Source organism: Serratia sp. GW822-FHT06E05, from assembly GCF_058799445.1.
The window spans coordinates 748,513-767,635 of record NZ_JBXALM010000001.1 but is presented as its reverse complement, the minus strand read 5'-3'; the positions used below and the strand labels follow the sequence as shown (position 1 = coordinate 767,635).

At 54.8% G+C, this 19,123-nt stretch carries 18 protein-coding genes; 7 read left to right on the top strand and 11 right to left on the bottom strand.

All coding sequences use genetic code 11. The annotated features are described in order from the left end of the window. Positions 1-218: 218 nt before the first annotated feature. From AC1RKC_RS03520 to AC1RKC_RS03510, 3 genes are read right to left on the bottom strand one after another with little or no spacing between them, the layout of a single operon-like run. A complete protein-coding gene (locus tag AC1RKC_RS03520) occupies positions 219-1,499 on the bottom strand; it encodes a c-type cytochrome (RefSeq protein ID WP_493092126.1) in 1,281 nt (426 codons plus the stop codon). An 18-nt stretch (positions 1,500-1,517) separates the two neighbouring features. Then, positions 1,518-3,296 carry a GMC family oxidoreductase gene (locus AC1RKC_RS03515; RefSeq protein WP_046373815.1) on the bottom strand — a complete coding sequence of 593 codons (1,779 nt, stop codon included), beginning with the start codon at positions 3,294-3,296 and terminating at the stop codon, positions 1,518-1,520. Next, a complete protein-coding gene (locus AC1RKC_RS03510) occupies positions 3,297-4,013 on the bottom strand; it encodes a gluconate 2-dehydrogenase subunit 3 family protein (RefSeq protein ID WP_130015586.1) in 717 nt (238 codons plus the stop codon). Between the two features lie 286 nt (positions 4,014-4,299). Between AC1RKC_RS03510 and pdxR the strand changes: the two genes are divergently transcribed. The 3 genes from pdxR (at position 4,300) to AC1RKC_RS03495 (ending at position 7,177) form a co-directional block, all read left to right on the top strand. After that, complete coding sequence (pdxR, locus tag AC1RKC_RS03505) at positions 4,300-5,805, top strand: MocR-like pyridoxine biosynthesis transcription factor PdxR (RefSeq protein WP_046373813.1); 1,506 nt, start codon at positions 4,300-4,302, stop codon at positions 5,803-5,805. 190 nt (positions 5,806-5,995) lie between these two features. Further along, positions 5,996-6,448 (top strand): GNAT family N-acetyltransferase, encoded by a 453-nt coding sequence (locus tag AC1RKC_RS03500; RefSeq protein WP_234529388.1) that lies wholly within the window; start codon positions 5,996-5,998, stop codon positions 6,446-6,448. A 21-nt stretch (positions 6,449-6,469) separates the two neighbouring features. Then, a complete protein-coding gene (locus AC1RKC_RS03495) occupies positions 6,470-7,177 on the top strand; it encodes a GNAT family N-acetyltransferase (RefSeq protein WP_048760693.1) in 708 nt (235 codons plus the stop codon). 45 nt (positions 7,178-7,222) lie between these two features. On the opposite strand, the gene purB is transcribed toward AC1RKC_RS03495, so the two are convergent. The 6 genes from purB to rluE all read right to left on the bottom strand — a co-directional run bounded on the left by purB (position 7,223) and on the right by rluE (position 11,883). Continuing rightward, on the bottom strand, positions 7,223-8,593 hold the full coding sequence (gene purB, locus AC1RKC_RS03490; protein ID WP_493092127.1) for an adenylosuccinate lyase: 1,371 nt from the start codon (positions 8,591-8,593) through the stop codon (positions 7,223-7,225). Positions 8,594-8,615: 22 nt separating this feature from the next. Beyond that, complete coding sequence (hflD, locus tag AC1RKC_RS03485; RefSeq protein WP_020826477.1) at positions 8,616-9,242, bottom strand: high frequency lysogenization protein HflD; 627 nt, start codon at positions 9,240-9,242, stop codon at positions 8,616-8,618. Between the two features lie 2 nt (positions 9,243-9,244). Further along, on the bottom strand, positions 9,245-10,348 hold the full coding sequence (gene mnmA, locus AC1RKC_RS03480) for a tRNA 2-thiouridine(34) synthase MnmA (protein ID WP_116691160.1): 1,104 nt from the start codon (positions 10,346-10,348) through the stop codon (positions 9,245-9,247). A 95-nt stretch (positions 10,349-10,443) separates the two neighbouring features. After that, positions 10,444-10,890, bottom strand: coding sequence for an NUDIX hydrolase (locus AC1RKC_RS03475; RefSeq protein ID WP_048760698.1), 447 nt, complete (start codon positions 10,888-10,890; stop codon positions 10,444-10,446). A gap of 9 nt (positions 10,891-10,899) precedes the next feature. After that, positions 10,900-11,235, bottom strand: coding sequence for a lysozyme inhibitor LprI family protein (locus tag AC1RKC_RS03470; protein ID WP_234529386.1), 336 nt, complete (start codon positions 11,233-11,235; stop codon positions 10,900-10,902). Positions 11,236-11,256: 21 nt separating this feature from the next. Further along, complete coding sequence (gene rluE / locus AC1RKC_RS03465; RefSeq protein WP_234529385.1) at positions 11,257-11,883, bottom strand: 23S rRNA pseudouridine(2457) synthase RluE; 627 nt, start codon at positions 11,881-11,883, stop codon at positions 11,257-11,259. Positions 11,884-12,015: 132 nt separating this feature from the next. On the opposite strand from rluE, the gene icd reads away from it, so the two are divergent. Further along, positions 12,016-13,269 (top strand): NADP-dependent isocitrate dehydrogenase, encoded by a 1,254-nt coding sequence (icd, locus tag AC1RKC_RS03460; RefSeq protein WP_012006449.1) that lies wholly within the window; start codon positions 12,016-12,018, stop codon positions 13,267-13,269. A 399-nt stretch (positions 13,270-13,668) separates the two neighbouring features. After that, positions 13,669-14,067 (top strand): hypothetical protein, encoded by a 399-nt coding sequence (locus tag AC1RKC_RS03455; protein WP_129982990.1) that lies wholly within the window; start codon positions 13,669-13,671, stop codon positions 14,065-14,067. An 83-nt stretch (positions 14,068-14,150) separates the two neighbouring features. Here AC1RKC_RS03455 and AC1RKC_RS03450 read toward each other — a convergent pair whose 3' ends face one another. Beyond that, positions 14,151-15,272, bottom strand: coding sequence for an AI-2E family transporter (locus AC1RKC_RS03450; RefSeq protein ID WP_020826483.1), 1,122 nt, complete (start codon positions 15,270-15,272; stop codon positions 14,151-14,153). Positions 15,273-15,470: 198 nt separating this feature from the next. Beyond that, entirely contained in the window at positions 15,471-16,682 is a 1,212-nt protein-coding gene (locus tag AC1RKC_RS03445) for an MFS transporter (protein ID WP_493092128.1), read from the bottom strand. Positions 16,683-17,354: 672 nt separating this feature from the next. Between AC1RKC_RS03445 and AC1RKC_RS03440 the strand changes: the two genes are divergently transcribed. Continuing rightward, the gene (locus AC1RKC_RS03440) at positions 17,355-17,771 is read left to right on the top strand and encodes a DUF2000 family protein (RefSeq protein WP_493092129.1); all 417 of its coding nucleotides are present in this window, start codon (positions 17,355-17,357) and stop codon (positions 17,769-17,771) included. A 112-nt stretch (positions 17,772-17,883) separates the two neighbouring features. Continuing rightward, entirely contained in the window at positions 17,884-18,921 is a 1,038-nt protein-coding gene (locus tag AC1RKC_RS03435) for a LacI family DNA-binding transcriptional regulator (protein WP_493092130.1), read from the top strand. Positions 18,922-19,123: the final 202 nt, after the last annotated feature.

The window sequence follows — 19,123 nt, the reverse complement described above, 5'->3', positions numbered from 1 at the left end:
CCGATCGTGATCTTGACGTTATGGTAGGTATAACCGGCTCTTACCGCAAGGGACGCAGAACCTTGGCAGGAAATAAGCGCTATCGATATTTAGTTCGCTGTCATTATCGACAAGGTCAAATAAACGTTGGATAAACAATGGCGAGGGAAAGTTAAACCAAACTTAAACGGAAGAGGCTGCGATGAGAGAACCGGACCCGGATGCCGGGCCCGCAAATGTTAAGGATGGGTCGGTTTGCTGACGCTGTTTTTACGGATCTCCTGCACTTCGGCGGCGGTAACTGGCGGCGCATGGTTGCCCCAACTGCTGCGTACAAAGGTCGCGAGTTCGGCAATTTGCTGGTCGTTCAACCGCCAACCAAAGTCCGGCATGGTCAACCCGGTAGGGGCACCAACGGTTATGGGGGTACGGGAACCATTGATAACAATGCTGATCAGTGAGGAAGGATCATCGCTTAACAGCGCCGGATTGTGTGCCAACTGCGGGAAGGTATCACGGTAGCCCTTACCGTCGCTGCGGTGGCAGGCGGCGCAATTATCCAGATAGGCTTGAGCGCCGGGGCGACTGACATCCCCTTTTGCCAGCAGAGCAGCCGTGCTGCCGTCTTGCGGCAATGGCTTCTCCTGATTATCTGCCTGTAATGATTGCAGATAGCTGGCGATAGCGCGTAAGTCCTCATCACTCAGGTATTGCGTGCTGTCCTGAACCACGTCAACCATCGAGCCAAAAGCGGCAAATCGGTTGTTGTGGCCGGTTTTCAGAAAGCGGGTGATATCTTCCGCTTTCCAACCGCCCAAACCGCTTAGCGCATCCGCCCGCAGGTTGGCGGCATGCCAGCCTTCAAGCGTACCGCCGCTCAGATAGGCGCTGTCGCTTTGGTTGAGCGCTTTCTCCTGGAAGCCAATACCGCGTGGCGTATGACAACTTCCGCAATGACCCAGCCCCTGCACCAGATAGGCTCCACGATTCCATTGGGCGCTTTGGGTGGCATCCGGCTGATAAGTTCCGTCCTCTCGGAACACCAGATCCCACATTGCCAGCGGCCAGCGCATATTCAGTGGCCAGGAAATATCGCTGTCTTTATTCTGTTGCGCCACGGGGTGAACCTGATGGGTGAAATACAGGTACAGATCGCGCACATCCTCATCGCTGATTTTGGTAAAAGAGGGATAGGGCATCGCCGGGTAGAGTCGGGTGCCGTCGCGGGTGACACCTTTGCGCAATGCGTCGCTGAACTCCTGCAGGCTGTATTCGCCGATACCAGTCTGTTTGTCCGGGGTGATGTTAGTGGAGTAGATGGCCCCCACCGGCGTGGTCATTTTCAGGCCGCCGGCAAAGGGTGCACCGCCAGGGGCAGTATGGCAGGCGGCGCAGTCACCGGCACGCGCCAGATATTCGCCGTGCAGGAGCCGGGCGGCCAATTGCGGGTCATCGGCCGCCTGTACCGTCGCGGTGCCCAGCATCAACAGCGCCAGCAGCGAGGGAGTAAATCCTTTCATATGAAGCTCCTTATGCTTTCAGGCCTGAACCAGCGGACCGGGGTTTTTTAAATACTGCGTGCGGATCGCCTCGGCCGAATAATAGGCCAGCGCCCCGACGATGCCGGTGGGGTTGTAGGCCAGATTCTGCGGAAAGGCGCAGGCGCCGGTGACGAACACATTAGGTACATCCCAACACTGCAGGTATTTATTCACCACGCTGGTGGCAGGGTTGTCACCGGTAATGGCTCCGCCGGTGGTGTGAGTCGACTGGTAGGGGCGCACATCGTAATGATCGCCGGTTTTTTTCACCGAAACCGCTATCTGTTTGGGCTTCATGGCATTGGCGATATTCACCATTTTGCTGGTGATGTGCTGTGTCATTTTGATTTCATTGTCTTTCCAGTCAAACGTCATGCGTAACAGCGGCAGGCCGTAGCCGTCCTTATAGGTTGGGTCGAGATCCAGATAGCAGTCGCGGTACGGCATCACCGAGCCTTCGGAGCCGATGCTCATTGAGTGCGGGTAGTTATCCTTGATGCCCTGTTTCCAGCCGCCGCCCCAGGCAGGCGTACCCGGCGGCAGCATCATTTGCTGGATAGGTCGGCCACCGGTACGGGTGGCAGAGATGTAGGCACCGCCGATAAAACCCAAATCGGCATGATCGAAGTTCTCGCCGTTCAGATCGTCGATCACCGTGCCGGCCGCGCCTGCGCCGATAAACGGATTGAAGTGGGTATTCTGGTCGTAAAACAGCGATACACCGCTGTTCATCTGATAGGCGTAGTTCTTGCCGACCACGCCTTCACCGGTCACCGGATCGTAAGGTTTGCCAATGCCGGACAACAGCAGCAGGCGAACGTTATGCAGTTGGAAAGCACTGAGGATCACCAGATCGGCCGGTTGTTCCACTTCTTGCCCCTGGGCGTTGATGTAGGTGACGCCGGTGGCTTTCTTGCCGGTGCTGTCCAGATTCACTTTGATTACCTGCGACTGGGTGCGCAGCTCAAAGTTTTTGCGCTGGGTCAGTACCGGCAAAATGGTGGTTTGCGGCGAAGCCTTGGAATACATAAAGCAGCCGAAGCGCTCGCAGTAGCCGCAAAAATTACAGGGACCCAGCTGCACGCCGTAAGGATTGGTATAGGGCTCGGAGCAGTTGGCGGCGGGGATGGCGAACGGGTGATAGCCCAGCGATTCGGCGGCCTTGCCGAACAGCGAGCCGGAATAGAGCTGTTTCAGCGCCGGCGTCGGGTATTCGCTGGCTCGTGGCCCTTCAAACGGATTGCCTCCCTTGATGATATTTCCCTGCAGATTGCCGGCTCGGCCGGAAGTGCCGCACACTTTTTCGAATTTATCGAAGTAAGGCTCCAGTTCCTGATAACTCAGCGGATAATCCTGCAGCGTCATGCCCTCCGGGATCCATTTGGCCCCGTACTTTTCATTGAGGGTGGTGTGCAGCTTTAAGTCGGATGGCAAGGCACGCCAGTGCATGCCGTTCCAGTGCACGCCGGCACCGCCGACGCCGTTACCGGGCAGAAAAGACCCGAGCTGGCGGTAAGGCACGGCAAAATCTGCCGGGGTGTGGCGCACCGTGACCGTCTCATGCGCCATTTCCTGTGCCAGTTTCAGGCGAATGCCGTAGGTCAGTTCGTCGGCAATGCGCGGATAGGCAAAGTCCGGGTAGGTTTCACGCTGCTCACCGCGTTCCAGCGCCAGCACGCTCAGGCCGCTTTCGGTCAATTCCATCCCCATTATGGCGCCGGTCCAGCCAAACCCGACGATAACCACGTCTACCGGTGGTTTTTTAATTGTGCTCATTTAGGCATTCCTTTTGCTTGAAATACTGACCGGGCCGAGGGGATAAGGCTGATTGGGGCGATTGACCCAATCGGTGTAATCCGCGCGTGCGCCGGGGAAACCAATCAGTTTCCAGGACGCTAACGTCTGGTTACCGCCATGCAGCGGATCGGCCAGATAGCCTTCTTTGGTATTGGTCAGCAACTGGTCGAAAAACGCCTTGCCGGGCAGGGCTTCCGAGTCCAATTGGCCATGTTCCAGCGCCGTCAGCAGCTGTTCCTGCTCGGCGTGGCCCAGTTCGGCAAACACCTTTTGAAACTGCCGACGGCAGTGCGCATTCACTTCACGGATACCGATACGGTAAGTCTCGCGCGGCGTCAGCTTGGACTGATAGCCCAGTTCCGGCGGAGAGGGAACGAAGGGCGGATGCATGTACCACAGTCCGCCGTGGCCGTAAGGCGTTTCCATTTGTCGGTCGATAAATATCGGTACGCCCTGATCCACCGCACCGGGGCCGTTAGCGTCCGTCGGGATCAGTCGATCGCAGGCGGCCAGCAGAAATCGCCATTCGTCACCGTTGAAATAGACCGGGACATAGTGGCTCGATACGCCGGGGGCGGGTGCCGCCTTGGCTTCCAGTGCCATAATGCTGCTGCCTGCGGCGGCCAGCGGGATTAACGCCAATGTCTTTTTTAGAAAGTTACGCCTGGGCGGCGTAGCGTCGTGCTGTTGTGACATAATTCCACCTTGAACATGCTTCACAATTAATGCCTGCGCAGGCAATAGCGGCCTACGCCGCGGCTCTCCAGCAGCGGTAAACAGGCGGGGATGGGTAAACAGATAGTAAACAACCATATAAATAGCAAGCTACTGGTATGGTTGTTTTAGTGTAGGACTGGCGAACTGAATGAAACAATCGATGATCTGTTTCAAAACATTTTGTTCACAACTAAGTTGATGTAGATCAACTTATCAACATACATACCGCAGGTTTGTTTTCGGCAGACCTTCGACCCGGAGCAGCATGAAGCACAGTAGTGACAGCCGGCCGGATATCATCCAGGCCACCTTTAGTCGGCATCTACGTCAAGGCATGACGCGCAAAGCCGCGCTGCATCTGACCATCAAGCAACTGGTGACGGCGGGGGAGCTGGACTATCTGGCAAAACTGCCGCCCAGCCGCGTACTGGCTGCCCGGCTGGTGGTTTCGCGCGATACGGTTGAACTGACTTATGCCCAACTGGAGGCCGAAGGCTATATTGCCCGCGCGGTGGGGCGCGGCAGTTTTGTCAGCTACCAGCAAAATACCCTGATTGGCCGCGAGCTGCTGACTGACAGCTCTGCCGAAAGCGCTCAACTGGCGGAGTCGGAACTGAGTGTGCATGGCCGCTCCTTGCTGCTGGCAGCCCACACTCCGCACACCAGTCGAAGCGACTCACTGACCCCTTCCGTACCCGATTTGCGGCTGTTTCCCATCGATAGCTGGTTGCAGCTGGAAAGGCAGGCGGTGCGACAGGGTGCCGAGCGCCTGCTGGGGTATGCCGATCCTCAAGGGCTGGTGGAACTGCGGGAGGAGATCATTGACTATTTGCGGCGCGAAAGGGGCGTGAAGGCCAGCGCGGAGCAGGTGATCGTGGTAACCAGTTCACAGCAGGCGCTATCGCTGTGTACGCAGGTGTTGTTTAATCCTGGCGACCGGGTGTTCGTGGAAGAGCCGGGCTACCAGGGGGCCAAAAAATTGGTTCAGTCGGCAGGGATACTCGCCCAACCGATTGGGGTAGATCAATCCGGTTTGGATATCGATGCATTGATACGGGCAGAAGGGGGCGGGCGGGGCGTTTACATCACGCCCTCACATCATTATCCGTTGGGGCATTCGCTCAGCATCGACCGGAGGTTAAAGCTGTTGGCCTGGGCGCAACGTGAAAAAGCCTGGATTATTGAAGACGATTACGATTCCGAGTTCAATTACGACGGCCTGACCAGGGCATCGCTGCAGGGGCTGGATCAGTATCAGCGAACCTTGTATATCGGCACCTTTAGCAAGACGTTATTCCCGGGGTTGCGCATCGGTTTTATTATCGTTCCGCCTCAGCTGATTAAACCCATGGTCGCCGCCAAGCAATTCCAGGATGGTTATACTTCCGCATTGCCGCAAATGACGTTGTTCAAATTTATCCATGAAGATTTCCATACCGAACATTTGAGAAACATGCGCAAAACCTATCAGGCCAGGCTGGAGATTTTGCATGCAGCGGTTCATCAGCATCTTGGCACCTGGACTCAGCCACGTTTGCCGCAGGGCGGGTTGCAACTGGTTTGTCCGTTGGCGGACGCGGCAACTGAGCGGCGCCTGATTCAGGCCGCCGCCGCGCAGGGGATAAAGGTCTATGGCCTAATAGATTTTTATACCGGGCAACCCACGGAAGGGGCGCTGGTATTGGGTTTTGCCGCTTATTCCCCAGACGAGATTGTAAGATTCATCAAAAAGTTAGCTGCTATTTTCAGCGAGCTGCCGGCTGAGATCTGACTGCGGTTGCACATCGAAATTGGTCTGTTCACTGTTATTAATTGGTCTGTATTCAGTTCGCAATGGCGCAGGTATCCTACTGGTATTACGTTATTTTTTCTCAGAAAAGCCCCGATGACGCTTTGATCGCCATCACCCTCAGGGTGGCTTAAAGGCTGCGGGTTCACTTACTTAATACCAGAGAGGCACCATGCTCCCAATAACTCATGAAGCAGCAGTACGTAAAATACAAAACGCCGATAAGCCGCAGTGGTTGGAACTGTGGCAGGGGTACCTCCATTTTTACCGTGCGGACGTCTCGGCGCAGGTTACCGATCATACCTTCGAGCGTTTATGCGAAGATCAGCAGGTCTACGGCCTAGTGGCGGAAGATAGAAACGGCAACCTGCTGGGGTTCATGCATCTCGTTTTCCATCCTTCAACCTGGAGCTCGGCCGGCTATTGTTATATTGAAGATCTTTACGTTTCACCGGCGGGCCGCGGCAAGAAAGTGTCCGAAAAACTCTTCGAACAGGCCTATCAGTTGGCGGATGAGAAGGGCTGCGACAGAGTTTATTGGATGACGCAGGAATATAACGCCCCGGCGCGGTCGCTGTACGACAAGATAGGCAAGAGAAGTTCGTTTATCGTCTATACCCGTTAACGACAGGCCGCGAGGAAGTGTATGGTGATCAATCAGTTTGGGCAGCCGGTGGGCGAGCCATTATCCGATTGGCGGGCGGCGAAGCGCCCCGCGGGCGAGACGCTTAACGGACGTTTTTGCTGTCTGAAGCAACTCGATCCGCAGCGGGATTATGCGGCGTTGTTCAGCGCTTTCCAGCAGGCGGTTGATGGCCGGGACTGGACTTATTTATCGATAGAACGACCAGAAAGCTCTGCGGCGATGTTGCAACACCTGACCACCTTGCAAGCGAACGCTACGTTGGTGAATCTGACGGTGTTCGACGCTGTCAGCCAGGCACCGGTCGGGACGGTAGCTTATATGCGCATCGACGAAGGTAATGGCGTGGCTGAAATTGGACATGTCAGCTGGTCACCGGCGATGAAACAGCGCTCAAGCGCCACCGAGGCAATTTATTTGATGCTGCGGCATCTGTTTGAGGATTTGGGCTATCGCCGTTGCGAATGGAAGTGCGACAGTCACAACGCGCCCTCCAAACAGGCGGCGGCGAGATTTGGTTTTCTGCATGAGGGCACTTTCCGCTATGCGGTGGTCACCAAGGGCCGCACTCGGGATACCGACTGGTTTGCCATAACCGCTGACCGTTGGCCGGCAATCAAGGCGGGATTCGAGCAGTGGTTGAGTCCCGATAATTTCAATGCGCAAGGGCAGCAGATAAAACGCCTGCAGGATTTTATGCCACAGAAATAAAAGAGGCGGCCAAAAGGCCGCCTCTTTGCTATCGGAACAAAACGCTTACTTCAGCTCATCGACCATGGTCGCCGCGCGGCCAATATAGTTTGCCGGGGTCATGGCTTTCAGGCGGGTTTTTTCTTCTTCCGGCAGTGCCAGACCATCGATAAATGCCTGCATACCGGCGGCATCCACGCGTTTGCCGCGGGTCAGCTCTTTCAGCTTTTCATACGGCTTTTCGATGCCGTAACGACGCATCACGGTCTGGATCGGCTCGGCCAAGACTTCCCAGTTGTGATCCAGCTCGTCCAGCAGATGTGCCTGATTGACTTCCAGCTTGCTGATGCCTTTCATGGTCGCCTGATAGGCGATCAACGCATAGCCCAGACCCACGCCCAGGTTACGCAGCACGGTGGAGTCGGTCAGGTCGCGCTGCCAGCGAGATACCGGCAGTTTGCTGGCCAGGTGGCCCAGTACCGCGTTAGACAGGCCCAGGTTGCCTTCGGAGTTCTCGAAGTCGATCGGGTTGACCTTGTGTGGCATGGTTGAAGAGCCGATCTCACCGGCGATGGTCTTCTGCTTAAAGTGATTCAGGGCGATATAACCCCAGATATCACGGTCGAAGTCGATCAGAATGGTGTTGAAACGCGCCACGCAGTCAAACAGCTCGGCAATGTAGTCGTGCGGTTCGATTTGGGTGGTGTACGGGTTCCAGGTAATGCCCAGTGAAGTCACGAAGTCTTCGCTGAACGCATGCCAGTCCACTTCCGGGTAAGCCACGATGTGGGCGTTATAGTTGCCGACCGCACCGTTGATTTTACCCATGATCTCCACGCGCTCCAGCTGACGGAACTGACGTTCCATACGGTAGGCCACGTTGGCGAATTCTTTACCGACGGTTGACGGGGTTGCCGGCTGACCGTGGGTACGGGACAGCAGCGGAATATCGCGGTATTCCAGCGCCAGGCCCTTGATTGAATCGATGATTTTGCGCCAGTACGGCAGCACCACGTCCTGACGCGCAGTTTGCAGCATCAGCGCATGTGACAGGTTGTTGATGTCTTCTGAGGTACAGGCAAAGTGGATAAACTCGGACACCGCCTGCAGCGCAGGGATCGCGTCCACTTTTTCTTTCAGGAAATACTCAACCGCTTTGACGTCGTGGTTGGTGGTGCGTTCGATGGTCTTGATGCGCTGCGCGTCTTCTTCGCTGAATTCCGTGACGATCTTGTCGAGGAAAGCGTTTGCGTCGGCGTCAAAAGCCGGAACTTCTTTGATTTCTGCACAGGTGGCCAGTTTTTGCAGCCAACGTACTTCAACCTGCACGCGGAATTTCAGCAGACCGTATTCGCTGAAAATGGCGCGCAGTGCGCTGACTTTATCACCGTAGCGTCCATCAACGGGTGAGACGGCGGTCAGTGAGGATAATTCCATCGGTAGCAACTCCTGGGATCGATTAACAATGAGCAACGATATTTTGCGCCTGTTTAAACAGACGATTACGGGAAAACATTAACTGCAGGCGGCTGCCGCCAACCTGTTGCCACAGTACGGCGGCACGGATGCCGGCCAGCAGCGTGGCACGAACCTTGGCCTGCACCTGCGGATTCTGCAGAATGGCCGGCGAGCCGGTCACCTGGATGCGCGGCCCGAGCGGGCTGACCACGTCGACATAAATGCCGGCCAGCGCGCTGATAATGGTGTCTGATTCCAGATCGAAATGCGCCAGTTGGCGCTCAAGCTGGCCGAGACGTTCGCCAAGCTGGTTCATCGCCTGCTTATTGGCGTTGAGCTTGCGCTCCAGCACCATCAGGCTGATGGTGTAGCGGGTCAGTTCGGCACCCAATCCTTTATTGTTGGCGTTGAGCACGCTCATCAGCGTCTCGAGGCCGACTTTCAAATTGCGCTCTTCTCCGCCGAACACCGCCAGCGTGGAAGAGGGGTCCATCTGCAGCAGGCTGTTCAGCGAAGTATGGAAAGCTTCACGATCGCATTGGCCTTCGTGCGCCAACTGCTGAACCATAAGCGCCGCCTGGCTGATTCCAGCCATGGCCAGCGTAATGTCATAATAATTCTTCGCCACGATTACTCCTGTAAACGCTGTTCGATAATGCCGCCACCGAGGCAGATTTCATCCTGATAGAACACGGCAGACTGGCCTGGTGTCACTGCAGCGACCGGCTCGTCGAAACGCACTTCAATACGCTCTTCGTCAAGCGGGGTAACGGTGCACGGAATGTCCTGCTGGCGATAACGGGTTTTTACCGTACAGCGGAAGGGACCGGTCAGCGGCAGGCGATCGACCCAATGCAGCTGCTGCGCTACCAGACCGACGGACATCAGGCGCGGATGCTCATGCCCCTGGGCAACCACCAGCACGTTGTTGGCGACGTCTTTGTCCACTACGTACCACGGGTCTTCACTGCTGTCCTTCATACCACCGATGCCGAGCCCTTTACGCTGGCCAAGGGTGTGGTACATCAGGCCCTGATGTTCACCGACGGTCTGGCCGTCAACGCTGACAATCGGGCCCGGCTGTGCAGGCAGGTAGCGGCCAAGGAAGTCGCGGAACTTGCGTTCGCCGATAAAGCAGATGCCAGTGGAGTCTTTTTTCTTGGCGGTGACCAGATCCAGCTGTTCGGCGATGCGGCGCACCTCCGGTTTTTCCAGCTCACCGACCGGGAACAGGCTTTGCGCAACCTGCTCGTGGCTCAGGGTGTAGAGGAAATAGCTTTGGTCTTTATTGCCGTCGACACCGCGCAGCAGGCGGCTTTTGCCGTCGACGTCCTGGCGGCGCACGTAGTGGCCGGTGGCGATAAAATCGGCCCCCAGATCTTCGGCGGCGAATTCCAGGAAGGCTTTGAATTTGATTTCTTTATTGCACAGGATGTCCGGGTTCGGCGTACGGCCGGCCTTGTACTCTTCCAGGAACAGTTCAAAGACGTTGTCCCAGTACTCTGCCGCGAAGTTCACCGTATGCAGTTCGATGCCGAGTTTGTCGCATACCGCCTGTGCATCGGCCAAATCGGTCGCTGCGGAGCAGTACTCTTCATCATCGTCTTCTTCCCAGTTCTTCATAAACAGCCCAGCGACCTGATAGCCCTGTTGCTGTAACAGATAGGCAGTAACGGAAGAGTCGACGCCGCCGGACATACCGACGATTACTTTTTTCTGGCTGTTGTCTGACATGGGGATCTCACGAACTTGAACACGAACCGTGCTGATAAAAAACAAGCGCAGGATTTTACCACGTTGCCTGCGCCGGCGCACGGCACTTATTCATCTCAGAACGGCCAGTTATAGCTGCTGACCAGCGATAGCGGGTAACGTTCCGGCTGTTGGTAACAACGAAGGCTTTCCGCGACCAGTGCGGATCGCAGGTTAGGGGCCTGCAAAATCTCGTCGGCGCTCAGCCACAGACAGCGGTCGATATCGCTGTCGTGCGGTTCGGTCGGCAACTGCTGTTCGAGCTCGATGACAAAGCAGAAGCGCAGAAACGGCGTATTGTCCGGTGCGATCCACTGGTGCAGCTTGAGGAATGACTGTGGCGTGGCGCGAATGCCGGTTTCTTCCCACAGCTCGCGCTCGGCGGCCTGCACCAGCGTTTCGTCGGCTTCAAGGTGCCCGGCCGGCTGATTCCAAAGCGCCTTGTTATTAATCGTCTCTTCGACGATCAAAAACTTGCCGGCGGCGTGAACCACGCAGGCAACGGTGACGTGCGGTTTAAACATAAAGGTCCCTTACAGCGGCTTATTGATATGCTGATAGATGTCATCCAGTTCGGTAATACGGGCCTGATAGCTGCCTGAGAGACAACTGACGTCGCTGCCGCACAATTTCCGCTGCGCCAGCCAGCGCTGTTGCTGGTCTTGCATCTCACCGCGCACTCCCATGGCGAACAGGCCATGTAAAAACTGGTACTTGGTCGCCATTTCCACGTCTTTGTCACTCAGCGTACGGCTGGCGCAGATGGCCTTTTCGTCGGCACTGACGGCTTTGGCGCAGTCAAAACTGGCGGCCTGAACGGCAGGAACCGAAAGCAGGGCGGTGAACAGTAGCGTGGTTAATGTTTTCATCGTTGCTGCTCCTCGGGCTGGTTACAGTGAGTCCAGGGTTTTCCATTCACCGGGCTGCAATTCGCCCAATGAAAGATTACCCATACTGTAGCGAATCAGCCGCAGGGTAGGAAAGCCGATGTGTGCAGTCATGCGACGCACCTGGCGATTTCGGCCTTCATAAAGGGTGACTTTCAGCCAGGCGGTGGGGATTGATTTGCGTTCGCGAATGGGCGGATTGCGCGGCCACAGCCATTGCGGTTCTGCGACCAGCTCAACGCCTGCCGGCAACGTTGGGCCGTCTTTGAGCGTGACGCCATTGCGCAAAGGGGCCAGGTCGCTTTCCTGCGGGGCGCCTTCGACCTGCACGTAATAGACTTTTCCGGCACGTTTGCCCGGCTGGGTGAGTTGCGCCTGCAGCTTGCCGTCATTGGTTAGCACCAATAAACCTTCGCTGTCGCGATCCAAACGCCCAGCGGCGTAAACATCGGGAAATGGAATGAATTCTTTCAGGGTGGTGCGGCCGGCTTCATCGGTAAATTGCGGCAGCACATCGAACGGCTTATTGAATAACACCACGCGACGCGGCCCCTGTGCGACTGCGGGTTTGGCGGGAGCAGGCTTGCTGAATCGTTTAACTTTGTGATTTTTAACAGAGAATTTTTTCATAACAGTTGAGATTACGGATGATAGGCGCATTATAACCGAATCCGTTTCGGATTGGCGCGGACTGAAAATTCCAGTAGTATCTACACGCATCTTACAAAGCATTAACAAAAATTGCGCTTGAAGGAGAGGTTGATGGAAAGCAAAGTAGTTGTTCCGGCAGAAGGTAAAAAGATTACGGTCGATGCCCAGGGTAAACTGGTTGTTCCGAATAACCCGATCATTCCGTTTATCGAAGGCGACGGCATTGGCGTTGACGTTACCCCTGCTATGATTCACGTGGTTGATGCAGCAGTGAAAAAGGCCTACCACGGCGAACGTAAAATCTCCTGGATGGAAATCTATACCGGCGAAAAATCCACTCACGTTTACGGGAAAGACGTGTGGCTGCCGGAAGAAACCCTGGATCTGATCCGTGACTACCGCGTTGCCATCAAAGGCCCGCTGACTACCCCAGTCGGTGGCGGTATTCGCTCCCTGAACGTGGCCCTGCGCCAGCAACTGGACCTGTACGTGTGTCTGCGTCCGGTGCGTTACTACCAGGGCACTCCAAGCCCGGTTAAACAGCCAGAGCTGACCGACATGGTGATCTTCCGCGAAAACGCCGAAGACATCTACGCAGGTATCGAGTGGAAAGCCGGTTCTGCAGAAGCAGACAAAGTGATCAAGTTCCTGCGCGACGAAATGGGCGTGAAAAAAATCCGCTTCCCAGAGCAATGTGGTATCGGCGTGAAGCCATGTTCTGAAGAAGGGACAAAACGTCTGGTACGTGCGGCGATCGAATACGCGATCACCAACGACCGCGACTCTGTGACCCTGGTTCACAAAGGCAACATCATGAAGTTCACCGAAGGTGCCTTCAAGGATTGGGGCTACGAACTGGCGCGCGAAGAGTTTGGTGGCGAACTGATCGACGGCGGTCCATGGCTGAAAATCAAGAACCCGAACACCGGTAAAGAGATCGTGGTAAAAGACGTGATCGCCGATGCCTTCCTGCAGCAAATCCTGCTGCGTCCGGCTGAATACGACGTGATTGCCTGTATGAACCTGAACGGTGACTACATCTCCGACGCCCTGGCCGCGCAGGTTGGCGGTATCGGTATCGCACCTGGCGCCAACATCGGTTCCGATTGCGCGCTGTTCGAAGCCACCCACGGTACCGCACCTAAGTATGCCGGCCAGGACAAAGTGAACCCAGGTTCCATCATCCTGTCTGCAGAAATGATGCTGCGCCACATGGGCTGGTTCGAAGCGGCTGACCTGATCGTTAAAGGCATGGAAGGTGCTATCGCTGCCAAGACCGTGACCTATGATTTCGAACGCCTGATGGAAGGCGCTAAACTGCTGAAATGTTCAGAGTTTGGCGACGCTATCGTTAAACACATGTAATGGTGTTTTAGCGTCAAATGATAACGGGAGCCTGATGGTTCCCGTTTTTTATTATGCAAACTGCAGTCCTTATCATCCCCCCACAAACCTCTCCTATTTAAATGGCAATAACGACCCAATCCAGCCCTGCCTATATATTATCGCGAGTGTTTTCGTAAAAAATTTAGCCATATTACCAGCCTCATTTAGACGTTTTGGTTGTGAGCCTGTATTTCTCGGGCCTGGCCTGCGTCAAGATAATCCGGACATTCAAAGATAAGCCAATGTTTACTGATAGGCCAAACAACGGCATTCAGTACGTTATGTTCTATAGATTACATAAACTGACTGTGTCGGTACCGGCAATGGTTCGGGTTTGTAGCCTGATAATTAAAATGGGAAGTCAGAGAGAGATTAATAATGGACAATCAAAAAGTTGAGTTTGGATTCGATACTATTGCAATGGAAGATGATACGGGGGCATCTCTGAGCGAATTACAAAGTCATTATAAAGTTGATGGTGTGGAAGTTTGGAAAAATTACGTTGAACTATATAAATTCAACGAGGGGGAATCGTTTGGTAACTATAGCGTGAGCATGTTGGAAATTCCCATCGATGCAGCGGGCAAGCCATTACCAACCGATATTTATATGCAGTCTCATGGGTTAAATGAACGAACCTTGCTCAGTGCGACCATCTGCGTTCATGGTGAGTGCGTCGGGTTCCAGAATATCGTTGGTGGTTCTGTGCGGCAACGTGATGGTGTATGGGGGCCAACGGTTCAGGCAAATTATACACGGCTGATTACACCGGTATGATGCCATCGTAAAATACCCCGCAGTATGCGGGGTATTGTTTACATTAAGTCGTAATGCTCAATCAAAAAACGACTTTTTATTATTCACTCCGCCTTGGTGGCGTCTGGGTGATTCTTGCCTTCCTCGATAAAGTCTTCGTCGATCTCATCGGTGGTTTCTGCACTGTCACGGCCGGAAAGAATATTCCAGCAGGCGATGAACAGGGCGGCGATCAATGGGCCGATAACGAAGCCGTTGATACCGTAAATCTCCATGCCGCCCAGGGTGGAAATCAGGATCAGGTAGTCCGGCATTTTGGTGTCTTTGCCGACCAACAGCGGGCGAAGAATATTGTCGACCAACCCGATGATCACCACGAAGAAACCGACCAGGAACAGGCCTTTCCACAGCATGCCGGTGGCGAAGAAATAGATGGCTGCCGGTACCCAGATAATGGCGGAACCCACCGCAGGGATGATGGACAGGAATGCCATCAACGCGCCCCACAGCAGACTGCCGTCGATCCCGGTGAAGTAAAATGCCAGACCGCCAAGCGCACCTTGCACCACGGCCACGACCACCGTGCCTTTCACCGTCGCGCGCGACACGGCAGCGAATTTCACAAACAAATGGTGTTTAACGTGCTGGGATAACGGCAGGGCTTCGAGCGTCAGATTGACCAGATAAGGGCCGTCTTTGAGCAGGAAGAACAGCAGATACAGCATGACGCCAAAACCCACGGCGAAGTTGAAGGTGCCTTTACCAATCAAAAAGACGCTGCCGGCCAGGTATTGGCCGCCCTTGAGTGCCACTTCGGAAAGTTGTTTCTGTATTTCCGCGGCGCTGTCCAGATTATGTTCCGCCAGAAAATGCCGTGCCCATCCGGGGAGCAATTTCAGGGTGTCGGCAACAATAACCGGGAACTGCGTGTTATTAGTCTGCAGCTTGGTGTAAACGACATTCAGTTCAATCGCCAATGAAGAAGCGATGATCGCCAACGGCGTAAAGACGATCAAACAGATCACCGCGAGCGTTATCAATGAAACCAGGCCGTTTCGGTCGCCCAGATACTGTTTAAGTTTTTGTTTCACAGGGTGGAAAATCACCGCCAGGATGATAGCCCACAGCACAGATGAGTAGTAGGGACCCAAGACGTCCATAAAAGCAGCGGTAACGATAAAAAGGATCAGAAGAAAGAATCCCTTTGAAATACCTTTAGACATCATACCCGTCCCTCAGATGATAGATTTTGCCGGTGGATCTCGGTATTCACCGGCATTGACACTTCTTGAAGAATAAACCCTATCATCACAAACGGTTAACAGGTAGCGGATTTTATCGGTGAACAGTTAATAGAATTTACTAATAGTACCTCATGTTATGAGGATATTAAGCTGATGAAACGGTGGCAGGGCATGCATTGCCTAGGCTCTGGTTTTCGATGCGAGCGCCAGTGCCAGGATACTGCCCAACAGCGCGGCGGCCAGCACCATACCCGCGGGCGCAGACCAACCGGCATAGGCAACAAGCGCACTCAGTACGATGGGGCCGATCACCTGACCGAGATAAATGCCTTGCATCACCAGCCCCAGGCTCAACGGGATCAAACCCGGCTCTGGCGCCGCCACCGGAGTGGCGGCCAGAATGGTGGCGGGCATCATGCCGCCAATGGCGCTAAATACTAAGCACAGCGGGATCAGTAAAGCGTTTGGTGTAACGGACAGGAAAACGCCGGTACCGGCAAGCCCCATCAGCAGGCTGACAACAGCGAGCAGAGTTCGAGCCCGCAGACCGCGTGAAAGCAGTACCCCAGCTGCAAGATTGCCGAGGATATTGACGGCTATCACCGCCGCGCTGATCCCACCGGCGGTAGCCAGCGTCAGCCCGATGCGCTGCATCAGGAAAATCGGCAGAAAGGCCATCACGGCGAAGAACTGCAGGTTATAGGTAGTAAATATCAAGGCCAGCAGCAGGGGCTGCCGTGCGCGCAGGATGCTGACCAACGCCTGACGCAGTTTAAAGGCAACAGTGGAAGACGTGGTGACAGCGGCTCGCGGAGTGGTGAATGGCAGCAGTAGCGCGGCCAGCAGGGTGAGGATACCGCCGGCGATCCAGCTTTGTTGCCAGTTACTAAAATGCGGGCCGAAAAACAGCGAAATGGCCATGCCCGCCGGCATAAAGGTGCTCCAAATACTGAAGACCAGATTACGTTTTTGCGCTGAAACCACGCGTGTGAGCACGGTTGGCGCTGAGACCACGACGATAACGAAACCTATCCCTTCAATCGCGCGGGTGACGATCAAACCGATGAAGTTGTGTTGAGCCGCGCCAACGAAGCTGGCGGCGCTGACGATCACCAATCCCAGCCCCAACAAACGCCGGTCGCCCCAGCGGCGCACCAGCAGGCCGGCGGCGATGCCACCGAACACGCCGATAAAGGGAAAGGCCGAAATGATCCAGCTCAGCGACTCCAGCGAACGGCCGAATTCGCGTTGCAGCTCCGGTAAGGCAATAGTCGCTTTACCCACGTGCAGGGCAACGGCAATACCGGCGAGCACCACATTGGCGATAGCCGGCCAGTGAGTGGTCGGGGTATCGAGGGTTGCGTTCAGCGTTTCAGGTTTGATGGCGGACATGGCGGTCTCCAGCGACGACAAAGACCAGACTATGCGCCTGGGCGCGACTAGCGGCAGTTCAATTATTGCTCTGTTTTTTGGCGCAACCGCATATTTCGAGCTTAATTGCGCAATCGTACTGGAAACGTTGGTACACCATCGCAGAGCCGCTGTTTATCGGGGCACGTCTTTAAGCCGGGGAATGGCCTTGGCTTAGGTACTGCGTATAAGAAGATGCCGATAGTATTTCCGCATCAGATGGATTGATATCTGGCTCCATATAAAGACGGGAATCGTGACTGTGACCAGGATCTGCAGCAAACGCCCCATTTCGCCCTCGACATGTGGGTAAATAAAATGGGATACGTGAAGAAATAGCCAAATCAACGCGATGTAGATCATCAAACCAGCCCAGCCCTCCCAATGGCGAAAAGTTCTAAAATAGGCATCGCGGTAATTACGATTGCGTATCCTGCGGGGTAGTGTCTGCAGCTCTGGGATTTGGCGTCGCGACCAATATATTTTCATGGCAACCTCCAGTTGCTAAGATGCATATGATATTCATTCGCAACAATGTCTGCAATCTGCCTGGCTACGACTTGGCCGCTCGGGAAGTAGCTTGCCAATGATCAATATCATTGAAGGCGATTGCGCGTCTGAATAACACTGGAGCCCCTATTCAAGGAGAAAAAGATGTACAGCGACAACGAGAAAAAGTTCTATATCATCCTGAACCGTAACCACGAACCGGCCATCTTATTTAACGCTTCCTGCCATTTAACCGCCGGCATTACCGATCTGATCGAACAGCGTGAATTCGACCATTATCCCAGCGCTATTGAAGGCGTAAGCGCCAATATGAGTCATTATCCGATCGTGATCCTGCAGGCGAAAAACAGCAGCCAGCTCAGCAATCTGATGCTCAAATGCAAGGAGGAAGGGGTGTTAGCCAACTTCTTTACCACCACCATGCTGTCACACTCCGCTGAACAGCAAATTGCCGATACCGCCAATACCGAGTATGACAAGCTGGAGTTCGTTGGGGTGGCGCTGTACGGGGATAGCGAACAACTTAAGCCGCTGACGAAGAAATTCTCCGTTTACCGTTGAGGCTTCCCTCCGCGCTGGGTGATTAACGCGCCCGATCACACAAACTCCGCATCGGCTTTCTTTTAACCTGCCTGCCATGATAGTTTCTATCAAAACAGTGATGGGAATGATTATGGCGGGCAAAAAAACGACGCTGGCAGCTATCGCCAGAGAGGCGCACGTCGGTGTCGCGACGGTCGATCGAGTGATCAACCAACGCGCGCCGGTGCGGCCGGAAACCGAGCGTAAAGTCATAGCCGCGGCACAAAAGCTGGGGTTTGCGCTGGAGAAATCCCACCGGCTGTTTGAAGCCGCCAGACAGCCTGCCGTGCGCCTCAAAATGGGTTTTATCCTGCTGAAAAAGGAGCATTCATTCTACTCGCAGCTGGCGGAAAGCTTGCTGGAGCAGGCTATGCCTTATCACGATCGCGAGAATCCGCCGCAGTTTATTTTTCATGATATTAGCGCGGTCAGCGACACCGCCGCCGCCATTACGCAGTTAAGCCAGAGCGTGGATGTTATCGGGGTGTTGGCGCTGGATAATCCGATGATCCGCTATGCGGTTGAAGAAGCCACTCGCCAGGGCGTGAAGGTGTTCACGCTGCTGTCCGATCTGTCGGTACACTGCCGCGCCGGTTATATCGGGTTGGACAATCAACAGGCCGGCCGTACGGCCGCCTGGGCAGTGGAGCGTCTGTGCCGGCGGCACGGCGAAGTGGGGGTGATCATCGGTGACAACCGCTTTCAGTGTCAGGAAACCTGTGAAAGCAGCTTCCGTTCTTATCTGCGTGAGCATTTAAGTACGCAGCGGGTGCTTGAGCCGGTCCGCAGTCATGAACAGGCCGAAAGTGCCAGGCAAGTAACTCGTACTCTGCTGGAGCAGCATCCGAACCTGGTCGCTCTGTATGCACCCTGCGGCGGCGTGGAGGGAATCATTGCCGCATTGCGCGAGAGCGGCAGGCAGCATGAGGTCATGCTGATTTGCCATGGCCCGGTTGAGGGGGGCGAGATGGCGTTGATTGACGGCACTTTGGATCTGATGTTGAGGCACAGGATCCAGGAATTCGCCGCCTCGATCGTCAACACCTTTATTTCTGCCGCCAGCGGCGACGCTTCCGGGTTTACCCACTGCATCAACCGTTTTGATCTGATCACCAAAGAAAATATCTGATTACCGGCTCCCGCCCCGGGAGCCAATTCCCTCGCTAAAAATACCGCACTCCCGTGAAGTCACGGCCTGTCTATATTTGATAGAAAAACATCATTTTATCTATCAAAAATAACGCGATCGCCATCAAAAAATGAAAATTCCATCATTGTTGGTTTCGAAATTTTCGTTTGATACTGGCGCTACACAACACCAAGAGACGGAC